A 24,395-nucleotide genomic window follows, 5' to 3' on the forward strand; every position below is an offset into this window, starting at 1 on the left:
ACTCATCGGATCAGTTTGCAATGGACCTGCAACGCTTCAAAGCCAATCTGGCACTGCGCCTGTTCGCCTGGCGCTATATTCCCGTCATCGGTTTTTGCGCCCCCGTCATCGAGGAGATGAACGCCAGGGCGCTGCGCATCCGCATTCCCCTCGGCTGGCGCACCCGCAACCACCTGGGCAGCATGTACTTCGGGGCGCTCGCCACCGGCGCCGATCTGGTGGGGGGCTTGCTGGTGATGGAGAAGGGGCGGGCAAGGCGCAAGAAGGTGCATTTTGCCTTCAAGGATGTGCAGGGGGAGTTTCTGAAGCGCCCCGAGGGGGACGTGCAGTTTGACTGCGCGGCCGGGGAGGCCATCGACGCCATGATAGACGAGTCCCTGGCGACGGGGCAGCGCATCAACCGCCCCATCCAGGTGGTGGCTACCTGCCCGTCGCTCAACGGGGATGAGGCGATGGCGCGCTTCGTGCTGACCCTGTCGATCAAGGCAAGCTAGCCCGCCACAGTGTGCTGGCAGGGCGGGGGCAAGGGTCCGCAGATCTCGGGGTGGGCCCTTCCTTCAGCACGGTCTTGATGCCCCTGGCCGGCGACAGGCTGACCGCCAGCCCGGCAACTGTGCCGGGCAGCCCTTGGAAGGCAGATCTCGGGCTTAGAGGATCTCGGGGTTGGATCCTTCCTTCAGCACGGTCTTGATGCCCCTGGCCCGGCGACTGTGCCGGGCAGCGCTTGGGGGGCAGCTCTCGGGCTTAGAGGATCTCGGGGCTGACGCCTTCCTTCACCACGACCTTCATGCCGTTGAAGTTGACCACCTGCTCGGCCACTATCTTGCAGCGCTTGCGGGTCTCGACCTGACCGTCCACTTCCACCAGGCCCTCGGCGACCAGCGCCTTGGCGGCACCGCCACAATCGGCCCAACCCTGATGCTTGATCAGGTCACACAAGGCAACGAAGGGGTGACCTTCGAGCAGAAACGTCTCCATGGGAAATCCTCTAGCTGGATGAATGCCTACACGGCAGGGCGGCCATTTTAGGCAGTTAGGCGGGGCAGGGAAAGGGCCTGGGCCCAATTGCCCCGAAAAAGGGGGAACGGAGCGCGGCAAACAATCAGCCCGGCGAGGGCCGGGCTGATTGTGTCTGTGTGCCGTCGGTGCTCAAGGCCGCTTGACCACGGCTTCCCCCGTCACGGCGAGGGCGCCGCCTTGGGTGAAGATGCGGGTGGCCAGGGTGGCGATGGGCTTGTCGCCGCGCAGGGCAATCACCTCCACCTCTGCCGTCACCTCGTCCCCGACAAAGACCGGCAGCTTGAAGCTGAGGCTCTGGCCCAGATAGATGCTCCCCTTGCCCGGCAACTGCTGGCCCAGCAGCCCGGAGAAGAGGCTGGCGAGCAGCATGCCGTGGACGATGGGGCGCTCGAACGCCGTGGTGGCGGCGAAGGCCGGATCCAGGTGAAGGGGGTTGAAGTCCTCCGAGAGCGCGGCGAAGGCGGCCACCTCCGCCGCCCCGAACCGCTTGCTGAGACGGGCCTTCTGGCCTACTTCCAGGGGCAGTGGGCTCATGCGGCGTCCTCCTCGGTGGCGCTGGCAAACACGGGGTTGAGCCGCACCTTGACATAGTGGCCGGGGGCGGGGGCCAGCCCCTCCGCCGGGACCCGCGCAGGGACTGGTTCCGCCCCTTCGTCACGGCTCTGGATAAAGCCCATCATCTCGGGCCACCAGGAGCCGCCCTGATGCGTCGCCCCAGCAAGCCAGCTCTCCGGACTCTCGGCCTCGGCCCCGTTGTGCCAGAAGCCGTACTTGTTGGCGGCCGGCGGGTTGATGATGCCGGCGATGTGGCCCGATTCCGCCAGGAGGAAGCGCTGCTCCCCGCCGAACAGCTTCATGCCCTGCCAGGTGCCCTGCCAGAGGGCGATGTGATCGTCCACCGCCGACACCAGCAGCACGGGGGTCTTCACCTTGGCGAGATCGATGCGGGTGTTGCGGATCTTGAGCTCCCCCTTCACCAGCTGGTTCTCCAGGTAGAGACGGCGCAGCAGGCTGTTGTGGGTCTTGCCCGCCACATGGGTGCTGTCGCTGTTCCAGTGCAGCAGATCGAAGGCCACCGGGCTCTGCCCCTTGAGGTAGCTGTCGATGTAGTAGTTCCAGTAGAGGCTGTTCTCCCGCAGCAGGCTGAAGGAGACAGCCAGCTGGCGCCCGTCCATGATGCCCTTGGCCTCATTTTGCGCCTCGAGCGCCGCTATGATGGGCTCGTGGATGAAGATGCCAAGCTCCCCGGGCTGGGAGAAGTCCAGCAGGGTGGTGAACAGGGTGGCGGTGCGCACCCGCTGCTTCTGGCGCCGCGCCGCCAGCCAGCCCATGGCGAGCGACAGGGCGGTGCCGCCGATGCAGTAGCCGATACCGTGCACCTCCCGCTCGCCGGTGGCCGCCTCCACGGCGTCCAGGGCGGCGATGACGCCGTCCACCACGTAGTCGTCGAGATCGACCTGCGCCTGTGCCACCCCAGGGTTGCGCCAGGAGATCATGAACACCGTCTGGCCCTGGGCGACCAGCCAGGCGACCAGGGAGTTCTGGGGCCGCATGTCCATGATGTAGTACTTGTTGATGAAGGGGGGCACGATCAGTACCGGCGTCTTGCCCACCGTCTCGGTGGTCGGGCTGTACTGGATGAGCTCATAGAGCTCGGTGCGCTGCACCACCCGGCCCGGGGTGGTCGCCAGATCCCGGCCGAGCTCGAAGGCGGATTCGTCGGTCAGGCGGATGTTGAGCTGATCGGCGCTGCGCTCCAGATCCTCGGCCAAGAGGGCCAGCCCGCGCACCAGGTTCTGGCCGTCGGACTCCAGGGTCAGCTTGAGCAGCTCCGGGTTGGTCGCCAGGAAGTTGCTGGGGGCCATGGCGTTGACATACTGGCGGGTGAAGAAACGCAGCCGCTCCCGGCTCTTCTGGGGGACGCCCTCCAGGGCATCCACCGAGGCCAGCAGGTGCCTGGCGGTGAGCAGGTAGGACTGTTTGAGGTAGTCATAGAGGGGTTGTTCGCTCCAGGCCTCGGCCTTGAAGCGGCGATCGCTGCGCTCCGGGGTGATCACCGGCTCGCTCTGCTGGCCTGCGCTTTTCAGCAGGGTGTGCTGCATCAGCTTGAGCTGATCCTGCCACCAGTTCATCTGGGCCTGGATCAGTTGCCAGGGTTGCTGGCTGCCCTGCTCCAGCACCTGGCCCAGATCGTCCAGATTGGTCTGCAGCAGCGCCTGGGCGGTGCGCTCTGTCTGGGCCTTGGCCATGGCCAGCAGCTTCTCGTTGTAGTGGGCCAGGGCCTCGAACAGCGGGCCATAAGATGGTTGGCTCATGTGCTCTCCTTCACCCACACCCGCGGCGGGAACTCGCCCGCACCGTCGAGTCGTGGGGAGATGTGGCTGCCCGAGCGGGCAGCCAGGGGTTATCAGGCCTTGCCCGTGCTCTTCTTGATGCCGTCCGCGGTCAGGGCATCCAGCTCTTCCTTGAACTGTACCCCGAGGGCGTTGAGCTTCTGGATATCGTCCAGCATCTGGCGGGAGAGCTGGCTGGCGGTCTCCAGTTGCACCGTACCCAGGGCAGCCAGACTCTGGGCATCCTGCACCTTGCTCACGGCCTGCAACTGGTTGAGGCCCAGTTCGGCGTAGGCGTTGGCGGAGGCCAGCTGCAACCGGGTCAGCTGCTCTATGTTGCTGGCCAGCAACTGGTTGTAGCGGGTGAGGGGGGAGGCAAAGCCTTGCATCTGCTCGGTAAAGCTCTTGAGTATGTCCATATTCATCATGCGTCTCCATTTCGGCTGAACTGTATTGTTATGAGCCAACTGGCCCAGAGTGGGTACAACTCGTCATCCATGTTTACGTGTTGTTTGCTCTGTTCAAACACACGTTTGAGCATTCTGCAATCAAATGCGGTTTGGTGTAAATGACATAAATGTTAATTTCTGTTTGAATTTTTATGTCAGCGTTCCTCGCCGGGGGCCTGGGTCAGACGAGAGGTGACGCACGGGGCCTGGTGCACGCTCGTCCCGCCAGCGCCGCGCTGGTAGTCTGGCATGTCACTCAGACTGCCAAGGAATCCCGATGAAACCTCTCGCCCTGCTGCTCGGTTGCACCGCGCTGACCCTCGCCGGTGTCGCCCAGGCCAGCACCCCGGTCCAGATCTCCCTGCCCGGCATCAACCTGCCAGCCTCCCACCAGGTGGAAGGGGCGCGCGCCTCCTTCCTGTATGGCCGCACCGGTCAGGTGAAGGGCATCGATCTGCCGGTGTTTGCCCTCTCCGACGTGGATCAGTTCACCGGTCTGCAGCTGGGCATCTTCTTCGGCGCCGCCCGGGTGCGTCACCAGTTCGGCGGGGTCGCCATCAACGCCGTCAACTGGCACGAGGGGCAGGACACCGGGGTCAACCTGGGCTTCGTCAACCTGACCAACAACGTGCAGGGGCTCAACTGGGGGGCGGTCAACATCGCCAAGGGCAATGCCCTGGCCAACCTCGGCTTCGTCAACTACGCCGAGCGCACCACCTTCCAGCTTGGCTTCATCAACGCCACCAAGCACCTCGATGGTCTGCAGATAGGTCTCGCCAACTACGCCGAGAACGGCATCTTCCCCATACTGCCCCTCATCAACTTCAAGAAATCCTTCTAGCAGGGGCACTCGGTCTTGCTTTAGGGGACGCAGCCATTACCCTGTGCACCATCAATAGTGCGCAGAGGTGACAGGGGCATGACAACGGAATACTTGGATGCCATCGGCATCGGTTGGGATGTGAGGGGCTGGCAGGGCAATGCCCAGGCGGTGGCCGTGGTGGGCTGGCAGGCCCGCACGCAGCAGTTGCACTGGCTCGGGGTCTCCCCCCTGTTTCGGTTGAGCTCCCGGGTGGCGCCGGATCTGGACGCCTTGCTGCGCCCGGCGCTGCAAGACGAGATGGCGCAGATGCAGGTGCTGGCCTGCCCGCGACTGGCGCTCGGCATCGATGCCCCGCTGGCCTTTCCCCGCGCCCTCGGCGAGCTGCTGGCGGGGAGGGGAGTCGAGTGCGCCGTGCCCCAGCGGGAGATAGACAACCCCTATGCCTATCGGGACTGCGAACGCTGGCTGCATCATCAATACGGCAAGAAGCCGCTGTCTGCCACCTTCGACAGGCTCGGCAACAACGCCACCCTGGCGCTCTCCATGTTGCCGCGCCTTGGGGATCTGCAGCTTGTGCCAAGGCTCGAGCCCCGGGCCGAGCGCGCCGTGCTGGAGGTCTATCCGGCCCTCGCCAAGGTCGCAGGCAAGGCTTCACCTGCCAGGGAGGAGATAGCGGCCTCCTTGCCGGCTGATGTGGTGGCCGGGACGGATCGTTACGACGCCGCCCTCTGCGCCCTGATGGCGCTGCAATATGCCGCCGGGGGAGCGGCCGCGCCCCTGCCGGATCTTGTCTCTGCGCCCTCCGACTTCCCCCTGGACGAAGGCTGGGTCTATCACTTCGCCAGGCCTTAATCCTTAACTGCAAAGCCCGGGGTCATAGGCCCCGGGCTCAGTGCCCTCCACGCCTCATTGCTTTTCCTCATTTTTTCTCCCGCCATCCGCCACCTTGTATTAAAAATGTTCTCATATGCCATCAAACAAGAGTGTGAAGAGCCCATGTTACACCGAAGAAACCGAGGCGGTTCTGGTTCGCCAGGTTGAGCAAGGGCGGCGGGGGTTGGCGTAACACTCCATTGAATGGTCTTTTTGCCGCATAAATGGCGAGGGTTGCCGGGAATCACTGGCAGAGCCTGCTCTGCATCCGATATATTGCCCGCTTTCCTCATGCTTCTTCAGTGGTGGTGTCGATGAAACGCATTCTCTCTATCCAGTCCCACGTGGTATTTGGCTGTGCCGGCAACAGCGCCGCCGTCTTTCCCATGCGCCGTCTCGGCATGGAGGTCTGGCCCGTCAACACGGTGCAGTTTTCCAATCACACCCAGTACGCGGCGGGCTGGCAGGGGATGGCGATGCCCGCCGGCCATATCAGCGCCCTCTGTCAGGGGCTGATGGATATCGAGGTGCTGGGGCACTGCGATGCGGTACTGAGCGGCTACCTGGGATCGGCGGAGCAGGGGAACGAGATCCTGGCGGTGGTCGCGGCCGTCAAGGCGGCCAATCCGGCGGCCATCTATTTTTGCGATCCCGTGATGGGCCACCCGGAGAAGGGATGTATAGTCGCCCCCGGCGTGACCCGCTTCCTCACCGAGCAGGCGCTGCCAGTGGCGGACATCATGGCCCCCAACCTGCTGGAGCTGGAGACCCTGTGCGGCGCCCACCTGACGACCCTGGCCCAGACCCGCGCCGCCGCCCACCAACTGCTGGAAAGCGGTGTCAAGATGGTGCTGGTCAAGCACCTGGGGCGCGCCGCCAGTGATCCCGGCCGTTTCGAGATGCTACTGACCACCCCCGAGGGGGATTATCTCATCGCCCGGCCGCTCTACGAGTTTGCCCGCCAGCCGGTGGGGGTGGGGGATCTCATCAGCGCCCTGATGCTGGCCAACCTGCAGGCGGGGTTTGATGCGGTGGCGGCCTTCGAGCGCACCAACGCCGCGGTCGATGCGGTGCTGCGCCAGACCTGGCAGGCGGATGCCTACGAGTTGCAACTGATCGCGGCCCAGGCCGACTTCGCCGAGCCGCGGATCGCACATAGGGCCGAGCGCCTGGCAGGCGAGGTGGCGTGATGCGGCAACCGTGATCGGCCAAGCTCATCCTTGGCTGATCAAGGTTGTACCGCCTGAAAATGCTCCACAGTGGGGAAGGGATCGTAGAAGTGATGGAGCAGCGCCTTCCACTCCTGGTACTGGGGGGAGCCGCGAAAGCCCTGGGTATGATCCTCGAGCCGTTGCCAGTTGACCAGCAGCAGGTAGCGGTGTGAGTCGGTCAGTGAACGTTGCAGCTGGTGGCCAGCGTAACCGGGCAGGGTGCTGATGATGCGCTGGGCCTGCGCGAATGCCTGTTCGAAGGCGGCAGCCTGGCCCGGGATGATCTGCAGCGGGGCGACTTCCAATATCATGATGGCTCCTTGCCGTCTCTGGATGAAGGGGCCATTTGAGCAGTGAACGCGCCAATAAACAAGGCCAGCCTCGGGGCTGGCCTTGTTGCGTTGGGCCTTTGGGTTTCTCGCCCCTCAGAGCTGCTTGTAGAAGAACTGGGTCGCCGCCAGGGTGCCGTCCGCGTTGCGGGCGAAGTCCGGGATCTGACCGGCCTCCTGGTAGCCCAGCTGGCGGTAGAGGGTGGAGGCGATGTCGCCGACCCGGGTGTCCAGCACCAGCAGGGTGCGCCCGGCCTCCCGAGCCCCTTGCTCCATGGCCTGCATGAGGGCGCGGCCCACCCCCTTGCCGCGGGCCTGGCTGTGTACCATCAGCTTCTCCACCTCGGCCCTGTGGCCGCCGTTGGCCTTGGTGCACAGGGAGAGCTGCAGGGCGCCCACCAGGTGGTGCTGATCGAAGGCCACCCAGAGCTTGCGCACCCCGTCGGCCAGCTCCCCTTCGATGCCTTGCCAGTACTCCAATCCCCGCTCTTCCTGCAGGGGAGGCAGGAAGCCCACCGAGGCGCCGCTGGCCACGCAATCTTGCAGCAGTGTGATCAACGCAGGCTTGATGCCTCTGGTGCTATCGACCTCAAGGATCTCCATTGAAACTCCTCTTCTTGTATCCAATTGCCAATCAATTCGGGATTAACGGTTCAATCTTGCTCTGTCAGCCGGTGTTACTGGGCGGAGCTGGAAGCCTCTCCACGAGCCATCTCCCTAGCGGATCAGCCCCTGCTCGGCCAGCCACTGGAACAGCAGGCGGGGCATGGAAGATATTCGTCCATGGGCCATGCCGCTAGCGGATCAGCCCCTGCTCGGCCAGCCACTGGAACAGCGGGCGGGGCATGGGAGATATTCGTCCACGAGCCATGCCGCTAGCGGATCAGTCCCTGCTCAACCAGCCACTGGAACAGCAGGCGGGAGACGGGGGAGATCTCGTCAAGATGGCGGCTGTCCAGCCAGCGCAGCTCGGCGATCTCTGCCGAGGCGGTGGGGCTGCCGTCGGCCTCGCCGGTGTAGCAGCGCAGCCTGACTTCTACCCCTTGCGGCTTGCCGTCGGCCTGGGCGCTGAACTCGCAGGCGAGGCGCAGGGTCTCGGGTTTGAGGCTGATCGCCAGCTCCTCCGCTAGCTCGCGCACCAGGGCCGCCTCGTCGCTCTCCCCCGGCTCACGCTTGCCGCCGGGGATGTAATAGAGGGCCTTGCCGTGGGAACGGGCACAGAGCAGTTGCCCCTCCTTGAAGGTGAGCCAGGCGAGTTTGTCGATCATGGGGCTGATTCCTCTTGTCGAAGGTGGGCGGACTGCTCGCACAGGGTGCGATAGGAGCGGGTTTCCCGCATCTCGGGGCCGAGCCCCAGCCGGGTGGCCAGCGCCAGCAGTTGCTCCCGGTAAGCGGGCAGCGCGGCCTCCTCGTCGGTCATGATGGCGAGCTCGGCAAAATCGCCGATCCCGGCCAGGCTGTCCAGGGTCAGGTGGAAGGGGCCAAGGAAGTAGATGCTGCGCCGCTTGTCGATGGTCAGCACCGGCTGGTAACCCAGGGTGCGCACCATGCTGATGGCCTTGTCCGCGTCCGTGATGTTGACCGCCTCGCAGCGATCGGGCCCCGGTCCCTTGACTATCCAGAGCCGGATGCCGGAGGGCGCCATGGTGCGGATCACCAGGCTCTTCTGCTCCCTTGCCAGGGCGCGGTCCGCCGTGTCGAAGTAGCAGTCCTGCTCATGATTGTCCGCCACCATCACCTCGGGGCCGAGGGCCTCGAGGGCACGGAGGAAGGCCGCGCCATCCGTCAGGCGGTATTTGAACTCCACCTCGAAGCGACCCTGAAAATGTGTGGTCATGGCTCGGCACCGGCACCCAAACGAAAAATGAATAGGGCAGACTAGCAAAAGCGCGGGGCTCGCCCAAGCACCGGGATCACAGCTTGGCGCTGACTGCTCTCTTTATGACCATCTGGTGAGGGAAAATCCGCCCTGGTGCACAGCTTGCGGCCGGGCAACTGGGCGCCGCCAGGGGGCTGTGCTCTAATACGCTCCCTCTTTGGCGGTAGTGCTGCCGCCCTGAACATAGACAACGAGGCGGCGGCCCGGGCCGCGCCAATGGAGCCACAGATGCAGATCACCAGATTGAACCGCTTTATCGGATTGGGGGTGGCGGGCAACTTCGCCGGCCATCTGGAGCAGGCCGGCGAGGCGGCGGACTTCGTCGCCGTCAAGGTCGCGGACAAGGTTGCCCCCAAGGCGCTGTTCCCCTTCTATGTGCCGGATCATCCGGGCCAGCTCGGCGTCTTCCCATTGAGCGGCGAGGCCATCTTCCTGCCAGAGGCGGCGGTGAGCGGCGACGAAAAGGTGCAAATCGAACCCGAGGTGGCGCTCTGGTGCGAGCTGGAGTACGCGGGGGAGCAGGTGGTGGCCATCCATCCCAAGGCGTTCGGCGCCTACAACGACTGCTCCATCCGTCGCCCCAACGCCAAAAAGATCAGCGAGAAGAAGAACTGGGGGGAGGAGAGCAAGGGACTGGCTACCACTCTGCTGCCCCTCGGCCATTTTGCCCCGGGTTGCGAGCTCGACGATTACCGCATCGCCTGCTATCTGGAGCGCGATGGGGAGCTGCACCCCTATGGCGTCGACAGCGCGGCGGTGGACTACAGCTACTTCCATCGGCAGCTGCTCGACTGGGCCATCGACAAGTTCAACCATCAGCAGGATGAAGGCCCGGCCGAGCATATCCAGGGGCTGCTGGCCCAGGCGGGGCGCCCGGCCCACGCCCTCATCAGCATAGGCGCCACCCGCTACACCCCCTTCGGCGAGACTCACTTCCTCGCGCCCGGCGACACCGCCTGCGTGGTGGTCTACCCGGCCAGCCGTTACGGCGAAGCGGATATTCGCGAAGCCATTCGTAGCCGAACCTTTGGCCCGGATGTCTCTGCCCTGCTGCAGGCGGTCAGGGTCCGTTGACGTCTCCCTTCCCCCGCGCCCGTGGGGGAAGGATCTCCTTCCTCCTGGCCTGCGCCGTCGCCGTGCTTACATAACCCAATGCGTTGTTTTAACATTCAGCCTCTGTCACCCCCTTGCTAGAGACCCATGATGCTGGAGTTCAAAACGATCGGGTTGTTTCTGATCACCGCGGTGGCCGAGATCGTCGGCTGCTATCTGCCCTATCTGTGGCTGACCCAGGGGCGGAGCGCCTGGTTGCTGCTCCCCGCGAGCCTGAGTCTTGCCCTCTTTGCCTGGCTGCTCTCCCTGCATCCGACCGCCGCCGGCCGTGTCTATGCCGCCTATGGGGGCGTCTATATCTTCGTGGCCATCCTCTGGCTCTGGGCGGTGGATGGCATCAGACCCACCCTATGGGACTGGGTCGGCTCCGGGGTCGCCCTCACGGGCATGGCCATCATCATGTTTGCCCCCAGATCCGCATAGGGCGGCAGGGGCGCAGAAGATCAGGAGGGTTGCCATGGCGGTGATCAGAGAGTGCAGGGAGCAGGATCTGGCGGGTTTGCTCGGCCTTTACGCCGAGCTCAGGCCCCGGGATCCCGTGCTGACGCCATCGGTGGCGAGGGCTGCGCTCAGGCAGTTGCTGGCCGAGCCCGGGGTGCGGATCCTGGTGGCCGAGGTGGAGGGGCAGCTCGCCGCCACCTGCCAGCTCGGGGTGATCCCGACCCTGACCAACGGCGGCAGGCCCTTCGCCATCATAGAGCACGTGGTGACGGCCTCTGCGTTTCGGCGTCAGGGGTTGAGCCAGCGGGTATTGGCGCAGGCCCTGACCCTGGCCTGGGAGCTGGATTGCTACAAGGTGATGCTGCTGTCGGGGGAGGGGCGCGAAGAGGCCCATCGCCTGTACGAAAAGCTGGGTTTCAAGGCCGGCATCGAGAAGGGCTTTGTCATCAAGCAGGCCGAGGCCAGGGCAATCCCCTGACGCTGGGCACCGCATTGCCAACGTTTACCAGAGATTGAGTCACAACATCATGAAGATTGAACAAGCGCAAACCGGGGATTACCAGGCTCTGATCGCCCTCTGGGAGGCTTCGGTGCGCGCCACCCATCACTTCCTGCAAGAGGCGGATATTGCCACGCTCAAGCCCCTGATCCTGGCGCACTACTTTGCGGCGGTGGATCTGGTCTGCGCCAGGGGAGAGGAGGGGGAGATAGCCGGTTTTTGCGGCGTGCACGATGGCAACATCGAGATGCTCTTCATCGCCCCCGAGGCGAGAGGGGGCGGGGTCGGCCGCCTGCTGGTGGCCCACGCCATCAATGGGCAAGGGGCGAGAAGGGTGGACGTCAACGAGCAGAATGCCCAGGCCCTCGGCTTCTATCAGCACCTGGGTTTCGAGGTGACGGGGCGCTCCCCCCTGGATGGCCAGGGCAAGCCCTATCCCCTGTTGCACATGGCCTTGGCCGCCGAATAAGGGCGCCAGAGCATAAAAAAACCGCCCGAAGTGGGCGGTTTTTTGTGTCAGGTCGGCACGGGGTTGCCTCACTCCTCGCTGGAGTTGTCCTGATAGTCGTCCCGCTGGGCCTTGGGCAGGCGGCGCATGGGGGTGAAGCCGATGTCTTCCCCCACGACCTCGCGCTTGCGGGCCGGAGCCGGCTTCTTGGGGCCGTTGCCCTTGCTTTTGGCCGCATCAGGCTTGCCTTTGGCATTGTTGCTCTTGGCGTTGGCATGGCCGCGGGCACGGGGCGGGTTTTGCACCGGCTTGCTGCCTGGCAGGGTCTGGCGGCTCGGCTTGCCGCTCGGCTCGTACCCTTCCAGGATCTCCACGGCCAGGGATTGGCCGATCAGGGCCTCGATCTCCTTGAGCTGGCCCAGCTCGTCCTGGCTCACCAGGGAGATGGCCTCGCCGCCACGACCGGCGCGGCCGGTGCGGCCGATGCGGTGGATGTAATCCTCCGCCATCTGGGGCAGCTCGAAGTTGATCACGTGGGGCAGCTGATCGATGTCCAGGCCGCGAGCGGCGATGTCGGTGGCGACCAGCACCCGCACCTTGCCCTCGCGGAAATCGGCCAGCGCCCGGTTGCGGGCACCCTGGCTCTTGTCACCGTGAATGGCGACCGTATTGAGACCATCCTTTTGCATCTGTTGGGCGAGGCGGTCGGCGATCTGCTTGGTACGCACGAACACCAGCACCCGCTGCCAGTTGCCACGGCCGATCATGTGGGAGAGCATCTCCCGGCGGCGTTCCCGGTCGACCTGGATGACGCGCTGGGTCACCTGATCGGCGGCGGTGTTGCTGGGATCCACCTCGATCAGGGTGGGGTCATTGAGCAGATCGTCCGCCAGCGCCTTGATGTCGCTCGAGAAGGTGGCGGAGAAGAGCAGGGTCTGCCGCTCTTCCGGCAGCGCCTTCATGATGCGGCGAATGTCGGTGATGAAGCCCATGTCCAGCATGCGATCCGCCTCATCCAGCACCAGCACTTCCAGGGCGCTCAGGGTGAGTGCCCCCTGGGTCAGCAGATCCAGCAGGCGGCCCGGGGTGGCGACCAGAATGTCGACCCCGAGCTTGATGGCGTCCAGGTTCGGCTTGATGCTGACGCCGCCATAGGCGATCAGGGTGCGGAACGGCAGATGATGGGCGTACTTTATGATGCTCTCGCCCACCTGGGCGGCGAGCTCCCGGGTCGGGGTCAGCACCAGGGCGCGGACCTGACGGCGGCCGCCACGGCCGTGGTTGGCCAGCAGGCGGTGCAACATGGGCAGGGTGAAACCGGCCGTCTTGCCTGTCCCTGTCTGGGCGCCGCCCAGCACATCCTGACCGGCCAGAATGGCCGGGATGGCTTGCTGCTGGATGGGGGTGGGCTGTTCGTAACCCAGCTCCTTGACGGCCCGAAGGATATGCGGTGACAGACCCAGTTCATTGAATGACATGTTCGAGAGAAACTCCGAGCCTTGGGCTCAACGGGTGACGACAGCCTGGGCCCGTCACGACATGGAAGAAGGTGGGTAGCGGGTCAGGGCATGGCCTGATCCCTTCAGGCCCGTCCCGCGGGCGCTACGACACGAAAAAGATAATGGGCGCGTAATATAGCAGAAGTGACGCAGGCACGCAGTATCGGCGTCACGAATGAGGACTCGGGGCACAAAGGGGGCCTGCCGCGCCGATGGGAGAGGGGCCTGGGCCGTCCGTCGCCCGGCTCACAGCAGCCCCTGGATGGCCCCCGCCAGATCCTCGGGTTTGGTCTGGGGGGCGAAGCGGTCCACCACCCGGCCTTCCCGATCGAGCAGGAATTTGGTGAAGTTCCACTTGATGGCCTCGCTCCCGAGCAGCCCGGGCTTTTGCTGCTTGAGCCAGCGATAGAAGGGGTGGGCCTGCTCGCCGTTGACCTCGCACTTGGCCATCAGGGGGAAGCTCACCGGGTAATCGATGGAGCAGAACCTGGCTATCTCCTCGGCATCGCCGGGCTCCTGGTGGCCGAACTGATCGCAGGGAAAGCCCAGGATCACCAGTCCCGCCGGGCCAAACTGGCGATGAAGCGCCTCCAGCCCGGTGTATTGGGGGGTAAAGCCGCAGCGGCTGGCCACGTTGACAACCAGCAGGACCTTCCCTTGCAGGGCGTCACCGGGAAACTCGCTGCCATCGAGTCGTTGCAGGGGGATAGTGGGCAAGGGCATGGCGCTCTCCTGAGTCATGGATGCAGAGGGAGATCCGTTTCGGGCCTTGTTTTCACGTTAGCGGGCCAGGGGCGGCGGGGCAAGGGGAAATCGGCGCCCGGGGCCAGGCCCTTATTGATGGCGGGACTTCTCAAGAGAAGCAATCCGGTTTGTGCCAAGGGGGGGAAGTCGCTACAAAGCGCACTCTCTCCACTCGCTGCGAGTCAATCTTGGACTATCAAGCCGTCATGGATGCCATTTACACCCGGGGATGGGTGATTGTGGATGATTTCTTAACCGCCGCCGAGGTGGATGCCTTGCGGGCCTGCCTGCCGGGGGCGTGGCAACCTGCAGGGATTGGGCGGGAGGGGCTGCATCAGGGCAACCCTGAGATCCGCCGTGATCAGATCCACTGGCTGGATCCCGACCTGGGCGCCCCGGTGGCCGACTATCTGGCCCGCATGGAGTCCCTGCGTCTGGCGGCCAATCGCAGCCTGATGCTGGGGCTGTTCGACTACGAGGCCCACTTCGCCCGCTACCGCCGGGGCGACTTCTATGCGACCCACCGCGACGCCTTTGCCGGGCGCTCCAACCGCCGTCTCACCTCGGTGTTCTACTTGAACAACGGCTGGCAGCCCCAGGCGGGGGGCGTGCTGCGGGTCTATGACAACGACGAGCAGTTTCTGATGGATGTCTCCCCCAAGGGGGGGCGGCTGGTGCTCTTCCTGTCGGAGGAGTTTCCCCACGAGGTGCTGCCCGCGAGCGAGGAGCGTTACAGCATCGCCGGCTGGTTTCGGGTCAATGGCAATGGCGCCGGGCGGGTCGATCCCCCTCGCTGAATCCGTTTCGTCCCGTTTTTGACACAGGCGCCGCTTTTTACGGGCCAGGATGGGGGGATGGCGCCCCCATCGGCTGACAAGGCTTCCTCTCCCTTGCTACACTGGCCGCACTTATGTTCGTATCTGGCTTCGCCCGTTGTTTGGTGCGCAGGTCGCGCAGCCGGATTTTCCCCGGCCATGACGAAGCCGCTTCTCCCAAGGGATCACATCTAATGAAGAACATGCATGTCTTGCTGCTGTGCGGCGGCGGTGGCGCCGAGCACGAAGTCTCTCTGCGCAGTGCCAATTTCCTCGAACAACAGCTCGGTCTTTTGCCTGGGGTCGAAGTGACCCGGGTCGAGATGTTTGCCGACCGCTGGCTCAGTGCCGACGGCCGCGAGTGCAAGCTGGGTCTGGACAAGCTGCTCTCCTTTGACAGCGTGGCCCGTCCGGTGGACTACGTGGTGCCCTGCATCCACGGCTATCCGGGTGAGACCGGCGATCTGCAATCCTTCCTCGAGCTGGCGGGCCTGCCCTATCTGGGGTGCGATGCCGAGGCGAGCAAGATCTGCTTCAACAAGATCAGCACCAAGCTGTGGCTCTCCGCCATCGGCATTCCCAATACCCCCTATCTGTTTTTGACCGAGCAGGGTGACGAGGCGCTCGCCGAGGCGAGAGCCGCGCTGGCCAAGTGGGGCAAGGTGTTTATCAAGGCGGCCTCGCAAGGGTCATCCGTGGGCTGCTACTCCGCCAGCAACGAGGCGGAGCTGGTGCAGGGGATCAAGGATGCCTTCGGTTACTCCGAGCAGGTGCTGATCGAGAAGGCGGTCAAGCCCCGCGAGCTGGAAGTGGCTGTCTACCAGTATGGCGACGAGCTGGTGGCCACCTATCCCGGGGAGATCTGCGTGCCCCAGGACAAGTTCTACACCTATGAGGAGAAGTACAGCAGCGCCAGCCACACCGAGACGGCGCTCAAGGCCGAAGGCTTGACCCAGGCCCAGTCTGACGCCATCCATGCCTACTCCCTCAAGGCCTTCCGCCAGCTGAAGTTGACCCATCTGTCGCGCATCGACTTCTTCCTGACCGAGGATGGCGAGATACTGCTGAACGAGATCAACACTTTCCCGGGCATGACCTCCATCTCCATGTTCCCGAAATTGCTGGAGCATCACGGTCACAGCTTCGCGGCCTTCCTCGAGCAGAACCTGCGCCCCGTCTGAGGGACCGACAAGGCATATCAACAAGCGAGGGGCCCAAGGGCCCCTCTGTCGTTTCTGCGGTGTTGCATGGTCCTCAGGCTGCTGGCAATCCCCGGGGAAGGGGGTGAACAGCCAGATGTGCGCCCCTTGCGGATCGGCGATGAGCGCCAATGTAGCGCTGTCGTCATGACCCTCAGGGTTGCTGGCAATCCCCGGGAAAGGGAGTGAACAGCCAGATGTGCGCCCCTTGCGGATCGGCAATGAGTGCCATGCGCCCGACGGTGGGGATGTCCATGGCGGGCACCACCAGGCTGCCGCCATGTTGGGTCACCCTGGCGAGCCTGGCGTCCACGTCATCGACCGCTATGTAGGTCGCCCAGTGGGGCGGCACGCCAGCCATCTGGGGGTTGTCCCGGGTGGACTGCACCCCGGCCACCGGTCGGCCGTTGACCACCAGCATGGGGTAGTTGCCCCCCTCCATCTCCATGAGCTGACTCTCCCAGCCGAGCACCTCGGCGTAGAAGCGGATCCCGGCCTCGCCGTCCGGCACATAGAGCTCGTGCCAGGTAAAGGTGGATCCTTCGGCCAGGGCATGCTCCCTGGCCATGTCTGGTTCTGCCATCTTGTCCTCCTTGTCCCATCGGCCTTCCCGTGCGTGGGATGATGGGATGAGGACCAAGTATAGAGCGGTGTGTCGGGCCTGTGCGCCTGGCTGGGCAGATGCCGCGCACCTTGCTCCCGGCAGACCCGCCCGCTACAATCTGCCCCCTTTTTACCGCAGACCCTGTCGCCGAGCCGCGCCCCATGAAGCCCATCCCCGATCATGCCGTCAATCGCCTGCGCATCTGGCGCAAGAGCATCTCAACCCGTCCCTTTCTCGCCCGTGGCGGCAGCGTGCCCCGCTGCGAGGCCTGCCAGCTGCGTCATGCCTGGTGTGCCTGCGAGTGGCGCCCCGAGCTCAAGGCCGAGGCGGGCTTCTGCCTGTTGATGTATGACAGCGAGCCCATGAAGCCGTCCAACACCGGCCGTCTCATCGCCGACGTCTTGCCCCAGACCACCTGGGCCTTCCTCTGGAAGCGCACCCAGCCCCATCCCGAGTTGCTGGCCCTGCTGGCGGATCCCGCCTGGCAGCCCTATGTGGTGTTCCCCGCCTGCGAGAAGAACCCGGCCCGGGTGACCGAGCAGGTGGCCCTGGCCCCCGGCAAGAAGCCGCTCTTCATCCTGCTGGACGGCACCTGGCCCGAGGCGCGCAAGATGTTCAACATGAGCCCCTATCTGGATGGCTTCCCCGTGCTGTCGGTGCGGCCTGATGCGCTCTCCACCTATGGCATGCGGGTCGCCCACTGCGATGAGCACCTCTGCACCGCCGAGGTGGCGGCCTGCGTGCTGGAGGTGGCCGGGGAGCTGCAGGCTGGGCAGGCGTTGCAGCACTGGTTCAATCTGTTCAGTAGCCGCTATATGGCGGGTCGGGTCAGCCGGGCCCCGGGCGAGGACGAGACCTCGCTGTTGCAGGCCCTGGAGGCGATCAAAGGGGAGGTTGCCGAGTCTGCCGCTGAGCGGGGCGAGGCAGCGCTGGCTTAATCCTGTTCAGCAGCCGCTATATGGCGGGCCGGGTGAGTCGGGCCCCGGGCGAGGACGAGATCTCGCTGTTGCAGGCTCTTGAGGCGATCAAGGGGGAGGGCGCTGGACTGGCTGACCCTCTCCTGCAGGGATCGGACGCTGCCTGAGCCACCGGGGTAGAATGATGAAAATCAGGAATTGGATAGATCGCCTGCCACTGCGCCGTTCGCTTTGGCAGCTGATGGCAAAGAAGTGTCATCATTGATGAAAATCAGGAATCAATTGGCTGCCATCGTTTCGTTAGCCTCATGAGCCCGCCCCCGTTAGGATAGCGACCTGCATTGTGCTCAAACAGGACACCCGGGATTGCCGCGGGTGGCCGCATCACACGAGGTTTATGGATGGAACTGGAACTGCTCACCCTGGTTGCCCTGTTCGGGGTCGCCCTCATCGCCGGCTTTATCGACGCCATCGCTGGAGGCGGCGGCCTGCTGACGGTGCCGGCCCTGCTTGCCACCGGCATGCCGCCCGCCCTGGTGCTCGGCACCAACAAGTTGCAGAGCAGTTTTGGCTCCTTCTCCGCCACCTGGTTCTATGCCCGCAAGGGGCTGCTGGAGTGGGCCATCATCTGGCCGGCGGTCATCTGCACCTTCATCGGGGCAGCCATCGGCAGCCTGGCGGTGCAGACCATAGACGCCGCCATCCTGGAGCGCCTGCTGCCCTTCCTGCTGATGGCGTTCGCCTGTTACTTCTATTTCTCCCCCAGGGTGAGCGATGCGGAGAGCCAGCGCCGCCTCACCCCCATGCTGTTCGCCCTGCTGGTGGGGGGCGGGGTCGGTTTCTATGACGGCTTCTTCGGCCCAGGCACAGGCTCCTTCTTTGCCATCGGCTTCGTGGCCCTGGCAGGCTTTGGCATGGCGCGGGCCACGGCCCACACCAAGCTGCTCAACTTCACCTCCAACATCGCCTCCCTGCTGTTCTTCGCCCTCGGCGGCAAGGTGGTGTGGAGCGTGGGCCTGTGCATGGCGCTGGGTCAGTTCATCGGGGCCCGCTTCGGCTCCAAGCTGGTGTTGATCAAGGGGGTCAAGCTCATCAAGCCGCTGCTGGTGACCGTCTCCCTGCTGATGTCCGCCAAACTGGTGTGGAGTCAGTACCCCGAGCTGTTCAGCTGGCTGGTCTGAGTCAGCGCTGGCCTTGGCTCACCCGGGCGAAGTGGGCCCGGATCTCCTCGACCAGTCGCTGGATCCGCAGCCGCTTGAGGCTGCTCGGCCGATAGACCAGGTGCAGCGGGCGCGCCAGCCCCGGCAGGGCGCGCGCCCGTTTCCCCTGATCCCCCACCAGGGCCAGCAGACCGGCCGGCAGCAGCACTGGGCCTATGCCCGCCTTGGCCAGCTCGATCAGCGCCAGGTAGGAGTCGAGCTCCATGGCCGGCACCAGCCCGAGCGCGGCCAGGGGATCCCGCAGATAGCGATTGGAGGGGTTCTCCAGATCCATGGTCAGGATCTTGCACAGCGTCTCCTGCACCCGGGTTTCCTCACCCGGATTTCTTTGCGTCAACGGCTTGCCACTCGCCCCGTCTGGCGAGGCGCCTCTGTGATCCGGCTGCGGCGCCTCCTCCTGATCGTCCCCCACCAGATAGAAGGGCTCCTCCAGCAGCAGCTCGGCGCACAGGCCGTGGCCGGGGGGCAGGCGGCCGGCGCAGATGCCGAGCAGGGCATCGCCACCGCGTACCCGCGTCAGGATCACCGGGGTGTGGTGGGTGGAGAGGGCCAGGTGGGGATCCCGGCCAAGGTAGTCGTGCATGAAGCGGGCGAGGTAGCCCGCCAGCAGGGTCTCTGAGCAGGCGACGGGCAGGGGGGTCTGGTCCGTGAGGGTCTGGCTGTCCGCCAGCACCCCCTTCATCTCCGCCAGGCTCGGGGCCACCCGGGCGAGCAGCTCCCGGGCCTGGGGGGTGAGGCGAGTCTGGCGGCCATCCGGCTCGATGAGCCGCTTGCCAAGGCGCTGCTCCAGCTGGGTGATGCGCTTGCTCACCGCCGACTGGCTGATATAGAGGCGGCTCGCGACCTTGGCCATGGTGCCCTCGCTCGCCAGCAGGCAGAGTGTCTCCAGCCCTTCCAGTAACATGCTTCCTCCGTTCAACCGCTGTTGGGAGGGCCTACCTTAGGGGCTGCCGGCATCAGGGGCAAGTACCGTTTGTAGCCCTCGATAACGGCCAGCGCCACGCCCTGACGGGCGGGGCGAAGATCACCAGGTTGCCGACCAGGCTCACCACCACGCCGACGATGGAGACCGTCTGCCAGACGAAGCCCTCATAGAGGGTGGAGAGGCTCAGCGCCACCAGGGGAAACAGCACGGTGGCATAGGCGGCCTTGCTGGCGCCGATGCGCCCCACCAGGGTGAGGTAGGCGGTGAAGGCGATGACGGAGCCGAAGATGGCCAGATAGACCATGGCCGCGAGGTAGCGGGGCTCGGTCGGCAGGGTCAGGGACTGCCCGAGCACCATGACCCAGCCCAGCAGCAGCGCCACCCCGTACACCATGCCCCAGGGCACCATCTGCAACACCTGATAGCCCTGACGCTGGCCACGGGCAGAGACAAGGTTCCCGAGAGAGAAGCAGAGGGTGCCGCCGCAGGCGAATAGCAGCCCCTTCCAGCCGTTTGCACCCAGTTGCGCATCCGCCAGCACGGGCCAGAACAGCAGCAGTGTGCCCATGAGCCCCAGCAGCGACCCCTGCAACCAGCGCAGGCCCGGGCGCTTGCCCTCGAACAGCCAGAGGTTGAGGCCGTTGAAGATGCTGGCGCTGGCGAAGATCACCGCCGACAGGCCGCTCGGTATATAGAGGGTAGCGTGGTAGAAGCAGAGAAAGTTGGTGGAGAAGAGCAGGGCGCCGAGCAGGGCCGCATAACGCTGGCCCGCCCAGGGCAGGCGCGGGAACTTGCCGCTTAACGTGAGCAGGACAAAGAGCGCCAGCGCCGCCAGGGCGAAGCGATAGAGCACAGAGACCTCGATGGGAATGGGGCCGAGCTGCCAGGCGATGGCGATCCAGGTGCTGCCCCAGATGAGGACGGTAGAAACATACAGCAGGAGATTCATAAGCGGATCCGATGAAAAAGGGAGTGACATGGGGATCAGCATGGGCCCGATGGCCCGCTCTGGCTTGCACCATCTTGCGGTTTTTTGTGGCCGGCAGCAGCGCTTGGCGAGCAGCCGCGATAAGATGACGGCACGGGAACAAGGATGAGGCAGACAGGTGCAGCAGAGACGACAGGCGGGGGTGTTCGATGCCCTGGTCAGCACGGGGGCGCGGCTGGAGGACTCCTGCTGGCTGGAGCCCGGGCTCGGGGTGGCCAGCTGGCGCAACCGCTACGATCAGACCCGCTACCACAAGCCGGGTCACCACACCATCAGCGTCTATCTGCAAGGGGGCGAGCAGACCGAGCGCCTCGACGGTCCCGGCGGCCACGGCGGCACCGGCAAGGTGTGCATCATGCCGGATCACCACAGATCCGAATGGCTGGTGCGCGAGGAGTTTCGCTTCTTCCACCTCTACTTCACCCCTGAGCACCTCTGCCGCATCGCCGAGCAGGTGTGCGACAAGGAGGGGCGCCACCTGGTGTTGCAGGACAAGACCTTCATCGAGGATCCCCAGGCCGCGGCCCTGGTGCAGGCACAGCTGATGAAGTTGGACTGGCAGCACGGGGTCGATCGCATGGCGCTCTCCCACGGCGCCTGGATGCTGATGCTCCATGCCTATCGCCACCATACCCGGGAGGCGCCGGGGCTCCCCGAGGTGCGGGGCGGCCTGGCCCCTGCGGTGATCCGGCGGGTACAGGAGTATCTGCTGGCCCACCTGGCCGAGCCCGTCACCTTGAGCGAGCTCGCCCGGGAGGCGGGCCTGAGCGAATATCACTTCGCCCGCATGTTCGGCCAGAGCCTGGGTTGCCCGCCCCACCGCTACCTGCAGGGGCTGCGGCTCCAGCGGGCCAAGCAGTTGCTGGTGGGAAGCGATCCCCTGGCCAGCATCGCCGCCCAGTGCGGCTTCTCCTCCCAGGCCCATTTTGGCAATCGCTTTCGGGAGGCCTTCGGCCTGAGCCCGGGGCAGTGGCGGGCCCAATTGTCATTCTCCTGTCACAGATAACGCTGAGACTCTGGGTGAAAGAGGTGTACCCTCTACCACTTACCCATAAAAAGGAATGCCCATTGAATCATCGCAAACGTCAGACCCGCACCCGCCACCTCTGGTTCAGCCACTGGAATGCCCCTCAGGATCGCGCCTGCCTGCCCACCCCTCCCGAACCCGTAGTGCCTCACAGTTCCCGCTGAAAACCCCAAGACCCGATAGGATTTTTCCGGCAACTTTGCCACTATTGCGCCATCAGGATGGACTGGATATGGCCGCATGTTTCTGGAACGCATTGAAGTCAAAGGTTTTCGCGGGATAAATCGGCTCTCGCTCGGGCTGGATCACACCACGGTGCTCATCGGTGAGAATGCCTGGGGCAAGTCCAGCCTGCTGCGTGCCCTCTGGTGCCTGCTGGGGGATGCCGAACCCTATCAATTCAGTCGCGATGATTTCCATCAGCCCGAAGATCCCGAGCTGAGCCCGTCGCGCACCCTGCAACTGGTGCTCACCTTCAGCGAGTACCGCCCCCAGATGTGCCAGCACTCCCGCCGATTGGCGCGCCTTGGCGCGGCCTGGATCCCCCACAGGGACAAGTTCCACCGTATCCACTATCGCGCCAGCGCCGAGCTGCTGGACGATGGCAGCGTGCAGAGCACCCATGACTTTCTCGACGGCATCGGCAAGAGCCTGGCCATCGACAACAACGAAGAGCTGGTGCGCCTGCTCATCACCATGAACCCCGTGTTCCGGCTGCGGGATGCCCGTACCGCCCGGGACGGCATAGAGCGGCTGCCCTGGGACGATCTCTCCGAGCAGCGGCTCGGGGAGCTCGCCGGCAAGCTGACCGACGAGCCCCAGCGCATCGGCGAACCCGAGCTGAAAGAGGCGCTGCAGGCGGTGCAGCAGTTGATGGAGCACTACTTCAGCGCCCTGGCCCCCATCAAGCACAAGCCCCGCAGCCAGCGGGAAATCGTCAATCGCCCCATGACCCTGCGCAACCCCGGCAACTTGCAGGTGCTGCTGCGCAATGCGGACAACCGGGCCCTGCAACTGGCCATGGCAGGCATGGCCGCCATGCTGCTCCATGCCCGCGGCAACCGCGAGCTGGAGGAGGGGGCCAGGCCCATACTGATGCTGGAAGATCCCGAGAGCCGCCTGCACCCCACCATGTTGGCGCTGGCCTGGGGCCTGCTCGAGCAGTTGCCCGGCCAGAAGCTGCTCACCACCAACTCGGGGGATCTGCTCTCTTCCCTGCCGCTCAATCAGGTGCGCCGCCTGGTGCGCCGCCAGCATGACATCCTCTGCCACCAGTTGGGGGGGGAGCGTTACAGCAGCGACGACTTGCGCAAAATCGCCTTCCACGTGCGGATCAACAGGCCCATGTCGATGTTTGCCCGCTGCTGGTTGCTGGTGGAGGGGGAGACAGAGATCTGGCTGCTCTCCGAGCTCGCCCAGATCTGCGGCTACAGCCTGCGGGCGGAAGGGGTGCGCATCATAGAGTTTGCCCAGTGCGGTCAGGCCCCCCTCATCAAGGTGGCCCGGGACTTCGGCATAGAGTGGCACCTGCTCACCGACGGCGACGAGGCGGGCGCCAAGTACGCGAGCTCCGCCCGCTCCCTGCTCAAGGGGGAGCGGGAGCGGGACAGGATCACCCAGCTGCCCTCGGCGGACATAGAGCACTACCTCTACCACAACGGATTCGAGGCGGTGTTCAGGCGCGAGGCCGGGGTCGGGGGGCGCTCCACCCTCAACGCCGGGCGCATCATCGCCAAGGCCATCCATCACCGAAGCAAGCCCGGCCTGGCCCTGGCCGTGGTGGAGGAGGCGGAGCGCCTTGGCAGCGAACACATTCCTCCCATGCTCAAGCAGATGTTCTCGCGGGTGGTCGCCCTGGCTCGCGGCCAGAGCTAGTCTCGCAGGCGTTGGGGATGGGGGCGGGTTTGGGTATACTCGCCCCTTGTTTTTTGTTGCCGGGGCCCTTGGCCCTGTCCTCTGTTTGCTGCCGGAGACCCTATGTTCGTCCAACTTCCTTTTTGGCTCTTTTCCCTGACCGGCCTGATGGCCCTGGGGGCCCTGATCGCGCTCGGGATCGTCTTGTGGCGCGGGGATATCTGCCCGGGCCAGCGCTCGCGGATCACCAACCAGCTCTTCTCCATCTGGGTGATCACCGGCCTCTCCCTGATGCTGGGGATTGAAGCCGGGGTGACCGGCTGGCTTCCCTGGTGCGGGGGCACCGCCCTGATCCTGGGGATAGGGCTCTCCCTGGCCCAGTCGCGCCTCGAGGGCAAGCGCGCCATCCCCGCCAGTCTGCTGTGGCTGCCCGCCATGCCGCTCGCCCTCTATGGCCTGGGCCTGCTGCAGATCCAGGGCTGGCTGAACGGTGTGCTGCAGATGGTGCTGCTGGGCTCGGCCTTCGCCCACCTGATGCTGCTGCGTGCCCGCCACCGCCTGCAAGCCTTCAACCTGCTGCTGCCGCTGGCGGGGCTGCTGGCCGCCATGCTGAGCCTGATCTGGCTGGCGGTGCTGGTGAGCGGGCAGGACAATGGCGCCGGGCTGGATGCCCTGATCCCCGGGGTGCTGACCCAGGCGGGTTTGCTCATCGCCGCCCTGCTGCTCTGGTTCAGTCCTGTCTACCGGCAGCAGGAGACGGCCCCCGTGGTGCTGTCCGTGACCCTGTGCGGTCTCATCATCGCCCAGATAGCGGCGACCAGCGTGCTGCACCAGCTGGCCTGAGTCGCACAGTGGCAAGTCTGGGAGCAAGCCCGCGCCTGTATAGACGCGGGCTTTTTCATACATAGAGAGGGGAATGGCACGCCGGATCCGGTAGCTCAACCTTGGCAGGCGAGGGCAGTGAGCGGCAAGGGAAGCACCTAGTTGACTGAAAAAACTACGGTTTGTTGCAAAAGAACACAGGATGTGATGGTTTAATCCCCGGATAAACTTTTTTTAGGATAATTACTTGCAATCTCAGCGTTGGAGCCTATTATTGGCCCCCTCAGACGCGGGGTGGAGCAGCTCGGTAGCTCGTCGGGCTCATAACCCGAAGGTCGTCGGTTCAAATCCGGCCCCCGCAAC

The 24,395-nt window shown here is 64.8% G+C and carries 29 protein-coding genes and 1 tRNA gene; 17 read left to right on the forward strand and 13 right to left on the reverse strand.

Annotated features, from left to right (window positions below):
* Positions 1-20: 20 nt before the first annotated feature.
* Positions 21-494, forward strand: coding sequence for a DUF4442 domain-containing protein (locus tag AC3WR3_RS10195; RefSeq protein ID WP_139434310.1), 474 nt, complete (start codon positions 21-23; stop codon positions 492-494).
* Positions 495-744: 250 nt separating this feature from the next.
* Here AC3WR3_RS10195 and ybcJ read toward each other — a convergent pair whose 3' ends face one another.
* The 4 genes from ybcJ to AC3WR3_RS10215 all read right to left on the reverse strand — a co-directional run bounded on the left by ybcJ (position 745) and on the right by AC3WR3_RS10215 (position 3,778).
* Positions 745-978 (reverse strand): ribosome-associated protein YbcJ, encoded by a 234-nt coding sequence (gene ybcJ / locus AC3WR3_RS10200; RefSeq protein ID WP_010674882.1) that lies wholly within the window; start codon positions 976-978, stop codon positions 745-747.
* A gap of 171 nt (positions 979-1,149) precedes the next feature.
* The gene (locus tag AC3WR3_RS10205; protein ID WP_404836537.1) at positions 1,150-1,554 is read right to left on the reverse strand and encodes a MaoC family dehydratase; all 405 of its coding nucleotides are present in this window, start codon (positions 1,552-1,554) and stop codon (positions 1,150-1,152) included.
* The gene (locus AC3WR3_RS10210) at positions 1,551-3,335 is read right to left on the reverse strand and encodes a class I poly(R)-hydroxyalkanoic acid synthase (protein ID WP_492291795.1); all 1,785 of its coding nucleotides are present in this window, start codon (positions 3,333-3,335) and stop codon (positions 1,551-1,553) included. Before AC3WR3_RS10210 ends, AC3WR3_RS10205 begins: the two co-directional genes overlap by 4 nt.
* Positions 3,336-3,427: 92 nt before the next feature.
* Complete coding sequence (locus AC3WR3_RS10215; protein WP_342058384.1) at positions 3,428-3,778, reverse strand: phasin family protein; 351 nt, start codon at positions 3,776-3,778, stop codon at positions 3,428-3,430.
* Between the two features lie 301 nt (positions 3,779-4,079).
* Between AC3WR3_RS10215 and AC3WR3_RS10220 the strand changes: the two genes are divergently transcribed.
* The 3 genes from AC3WR3_RS10220 to pdxY all read left to right on the forward strand — a co-directional run bounded on the left by AC3WR3_RS10220 (position 4,080) and on the right by pdxY (position 6,688).
* Positions 4,080-4,643 (forward strand): VC2662 family protein, encoded by a 564-nt coding sequence (locus AC3WR3_RS10220; RefSeq protein WP_202045843.1) that lies wholly within the window; start codon positions 4,080-4,082, stop codon positions 4,641-4,643.
* A 78-nt stretch (positions 4,644-4,721) separates the two neighbouring features.
* Complete coding sequence (locus tag AC3WR3_RS10225) at positions 4,722-5,477, forward strand: DUF429 domain-containing protein (protein WP_492291796.1); 756 nt, start codon at positions 4,722-4,724, stop codon at positions 5,475-5,477.
* A gap of 335 nt (positions 5,478-5,812) precedes the next feature.
* Positions 5,813-6,688 carry a pyridoxal kinase PdxY gene (pdxY, locus tag AC3WR3_RS10230; protein WP_492291797.1) on the forward strand — a complete coding sequence of 292 codons (876 nt, stop codon included), beginning with the start codon at positions 5,813-5,815 and terminating at the stop codon, positions 6,686-6,688.
* A gap of 38 nt (positions 6,689-6,726) precedes the next feature.
* Here pdxY and AC3WR3_RS10235 read toward each other — a convergent pair whose 3' ends face one another.
* The 4 genes from AC3WR3_RS10235 to AC3WR3_RS10250 form a co-directional block, all read right to left on the reverse strand.
* A complete protein-coding gene (locus AC3WR3_RS10235; RefSeq protein WP_025327104.1) occupies positions 6,727-7,020 on the reverse strand; it encodes an antibiotic biosynthesis monooxygenase family protein in 294 nt (97 codons plus the stop codon).
* 114 nt (positions 7,021-7,134) lie between these two features.
* A complete protein-coding gene (locus AC3WR3_RS10240) occupies positions 7,135-7,641 on the reverse strand; it encodes a GNAT family N-acetyltransferase (RefSeq protein ID WP_139434317.1) in 507 nt (168 codons plus the stop codon).
* A gap of 272 nt (positions 7,642-7,913) precedes the next feature.
* A complete protein-coding gene (locus tag AC3WR3_RS10245; protein ID WP_492291798.1) occupies positions 7,914-8,306 on the reverse strand; it encodes an NUDIX hydrolase in 393 nt (130 codons plus the stop codon).
* Positions 8,303-8,875 (reverse strand): class IV adenylate cyclase, encoded by a 573-nt coding sequence (locus AC3WR3_RS10250; protein WP_492291799.1) that lies wholly within the window; start codon positions 8,873-8,875, stop codon positions 8,303-8,305. Before AC3WR3_RS10250 ends, AC3WR3_RS10245 begins: the two co-directional genes overlap by 4 nt.
* A 270-nt stretch (positions 8,876-9,145) precedes the next feature.
* Between AC3WR3_RS10250 and AC3WR3_RS10255 the strand changes: the two genes are divergently transcribed.
* The 4 genes from AC3WR3_RS10255 to AC3WR3_RS10270 all read left to right on the forward strand — a co-directional run bounded on the left by AC3WR3_RS10255 (position 9,146) and on the right by AC3WR3_RS10270 (position 11,439).
* A complete protein-coding gene (locus tag AC3WR3_RS10255; RefSeq protein WP_492291800.1) occupies positions 9,146-9,991 on the forward strand; it encodes a DUF5718 family protein in 846 nt (281 codons plus the stop codon).
* A gap of 129 nt (positions 9,992-10,120) precedes the next feature.
* Complete coding sequence (locus AC3WR3_RS10260) at positions 10,121-10,453, forward strand: YnfA family protein (RefSeq protein ID WP_492291801.1); 333 nt, start codon at positions 10,121-10,123, stop codon at positions 10,451-10,453.
* A gap of 34 nt (positions 10,454-10,487) precedes the next feature.
* Positions 10,488-10,949, forward strand: coding sequence for a GNAT family N-acetyltransferase (locus AC3WR3_RS10265; protein ID WP_492291802.1), 462 nt, complete (start codon positions 10,488-10,490; stop codon positions 10,947-10,949).
* 49 nt (positions 10,950-10,998) lie between these two features.
* Positions 10,999-11,439, forward strand: a complete 441-nt coding sequence (locus tag AC3WR3_RS10270) for an acetyltransferase (RefSeq protein WP_247626021.1) — start codon at positions 10,999-11,001, stop codon at positions 11,437-11,439.
* Between the two features lie 68 nt (positions 11,440-11,507).
* Here AC3WR3_RS10270 and AC3WR3_RS10275 read toward each other — a convergent pair whose 3' ends face one another.
* Both AC3WR3_RS10275 and AC3WR3_RS10280 read right to left on the reverse strand, forming a co-directional pair.
* Positions 11,508-12,896 (reverse strand): DEAD/DEAH box helicase, encoded by a 1,389-nt coding sequence (locus AC3WR3_RS10275; RefSeq protein WP_429107728.1) that lies wholly within the window; start codon positions 12,894-12,896, stop codon positions 11,508-11,510.
* A 267-nt stretch (positions 12,897-13,163) separates the two neighbouring features.
* Positions 13,164-13,640, reverse strand: a complete 477-nt coding sequence (locus AC3WR3_RS10280; RefSeq protein ID WP_202045835.1) for a glutathione peroxidase — start codon at positions 13,638-13,640, stop codon at positions 13,164-13,166.
* Between the two features lie 209 nt (positions 13,641-13,849).
* Here AC3WR3_RS10280 and AC3WR3_RS10285 point away from each other — a divergent pair, with 209 nt between their 5' ends.
* Both AC3WR3_RS10285 and AC3WR3_RS10290 read left to right on the forward strand, forming a co-directional pair.
* Positions 13,850-14,458 carry a 2OG-Fe(II) oxygenase gene (locus AC3WR3_RS10285; protein WP_429107729.1) on the forward strand — a complete coding sequence of 203 codons (609 nt, stop codon included), beginning with the start codon at positions 13,850-13,852 and terminating at the stop codon, positions 14,456-14,458.
* 212 nt (positions 14,459-14,670) lie between these two features.
* Entirely contained in the window at positions 14,671-15,657 is a 987-nt protein-coding gene (locus AC3WR3_RS10290; protein ID WP_171276225.1) for a D-alanine--D-alanine ligase, read from the forward strand.
* 172 nt (positions 15,658-15,829) lie between these two features.
* Here AC3WR3_RS10290 and AC3WR3_RS10295 read toward each other — a convergent pair whose 3' ends face one another.
* Complete coding sequence (locus tag AC3WR3_RS10295) at positions 15,830-16,258, reverse strand: VOC family protein (protein WP_139434326.1); 429 nt, start codon at positions 16,256-16,258, stop codon at positions 15,830-15,832.
* A gap of 182 nt (positions 16,259-16,440) precedes the next feature.
* Between AC3WR3_RS10295 and AC3WR3_RS10300 the strand changes: the two genes are divergently transcribed.
* Both AC3WR3_RS10300 and AC3WR3_RS10305 read left to right on the forward strand, forming a co-directional pair.
* Entirely contained in the window at positions 16,441-17,217 is a 777-nt protein-coding gene (locus AC3WR3_RS10300; RefSeq protein WP_404836529.1) for a tRNA-uridine aminocarboxypropyltransferase, read from the forward strand.
* A gap of 380 nt (positions 17,218-17,597) precedes the next feature.
* Complete coding sequence (locus tag AC3WR3_RS10305) at positions 17,598-18,377, forward strand: TSUP family transporter (protein ID WP_202045833.1); 780 nt, start codon at positions 17,598-17,600, stop codon at positions 18,375-18,377.
* 1 nt (position 18,378) lies between these two features.
* Here AC3WR3_RS10305 and AC3WR3_RS10310 read toward each other — a convergent pair whose 3' ends face one another.
* A complete protein-coding gene (locus tag AC3WR3_RS10310; protein ID WP_492291803.1) occupies positions 18,379-19,320 on the reverse strand; it encodes a LysR family transcriptional regulator in 942 nt (313 codons plus the stop codon).
* A gap of 52 nt (positions 19,321-19,372) precedes the next feature.
* Positions 19,373-20,290, reverse strand: coding sequence for a DMT family transporter (locus AC3WR3_RS10315; protein WP_265437253.1), 918 nt, complete (start codon positions 20,288-20,290; stop codon positions 19,373-19,375).
* A 157-nt stretch (positions 20,291-20,447) separates the two neighbouring features.
* Here AC3WR3_RS10315 and AC3WR3_RS10320 point away from each other — a divergent pair, with 157 nt between their 5' ends.
* From AC3WR3_RS10320 to AC3WR3_RS10340, 5 genes are all read left to right on the forward strand, one after another.
* Positions 20,448-21,335 carry a helix-turn-helix domain-containing protein gene (locus AC3WR3_RS10320; protein ID WP_492291804.1) on the forward strand — a complete coding sequence of 296 codons (888 nt, stop codon included), beginning with the start codon at positions 20,448-20,450 and terminating at the stop codon, positions 21,333-21,335.
* A gap of 62 nt (positions 21,336-21,397) precedes the next feature.
* Positions 21,398-21,520, forward strand: a complete 123-nt coding sequence (locus AC3WR3_RS10325) for a hypothetical protein (RefSeq protein WP_262110571.1) — start codon at positions 21,398-21,400, stop codon at positions 21,518-21,520.
* Positions 21,521-21,596: 76 nt separating this feature from the next.
* Positions 21,597-23,231, forward strand: a complete 1,635-nt coding sequence (locus AC3WR3_RS10330) for an ATP-dependent endonuclease (protein ID WP_492291805.1) — start codon at positions 21,597-21,599, stop codon at positions 23,229-23,231.
* Positions 23,232-23,333: 102 nt separating this feature from the next.
* Positions 23,334-24,053 (forward strand): HI_1241 family integral membrane domain, encoded by a 720-nt coding sequence (locus tag AC3WR3_RS10335; RefSeq protein ID WP_492291806.1) that lies wholly within the window; start codon positions 23,334-23,336, stop codon positions 24,051-24,053.
* Between the two features lie 267 nt (positions 24,054-24,320).
* A tRNA-Met gene (locus AC3WR3_RS10340) sits at positions 24,321-24,394 on the forward strand.
* The last annotated feature ends 1 nt before the right edge of the window (position 24,395 follow it).

This window comes from Aeromonas sp. EU05-FHT14A05, assembly GCF_058791175.1.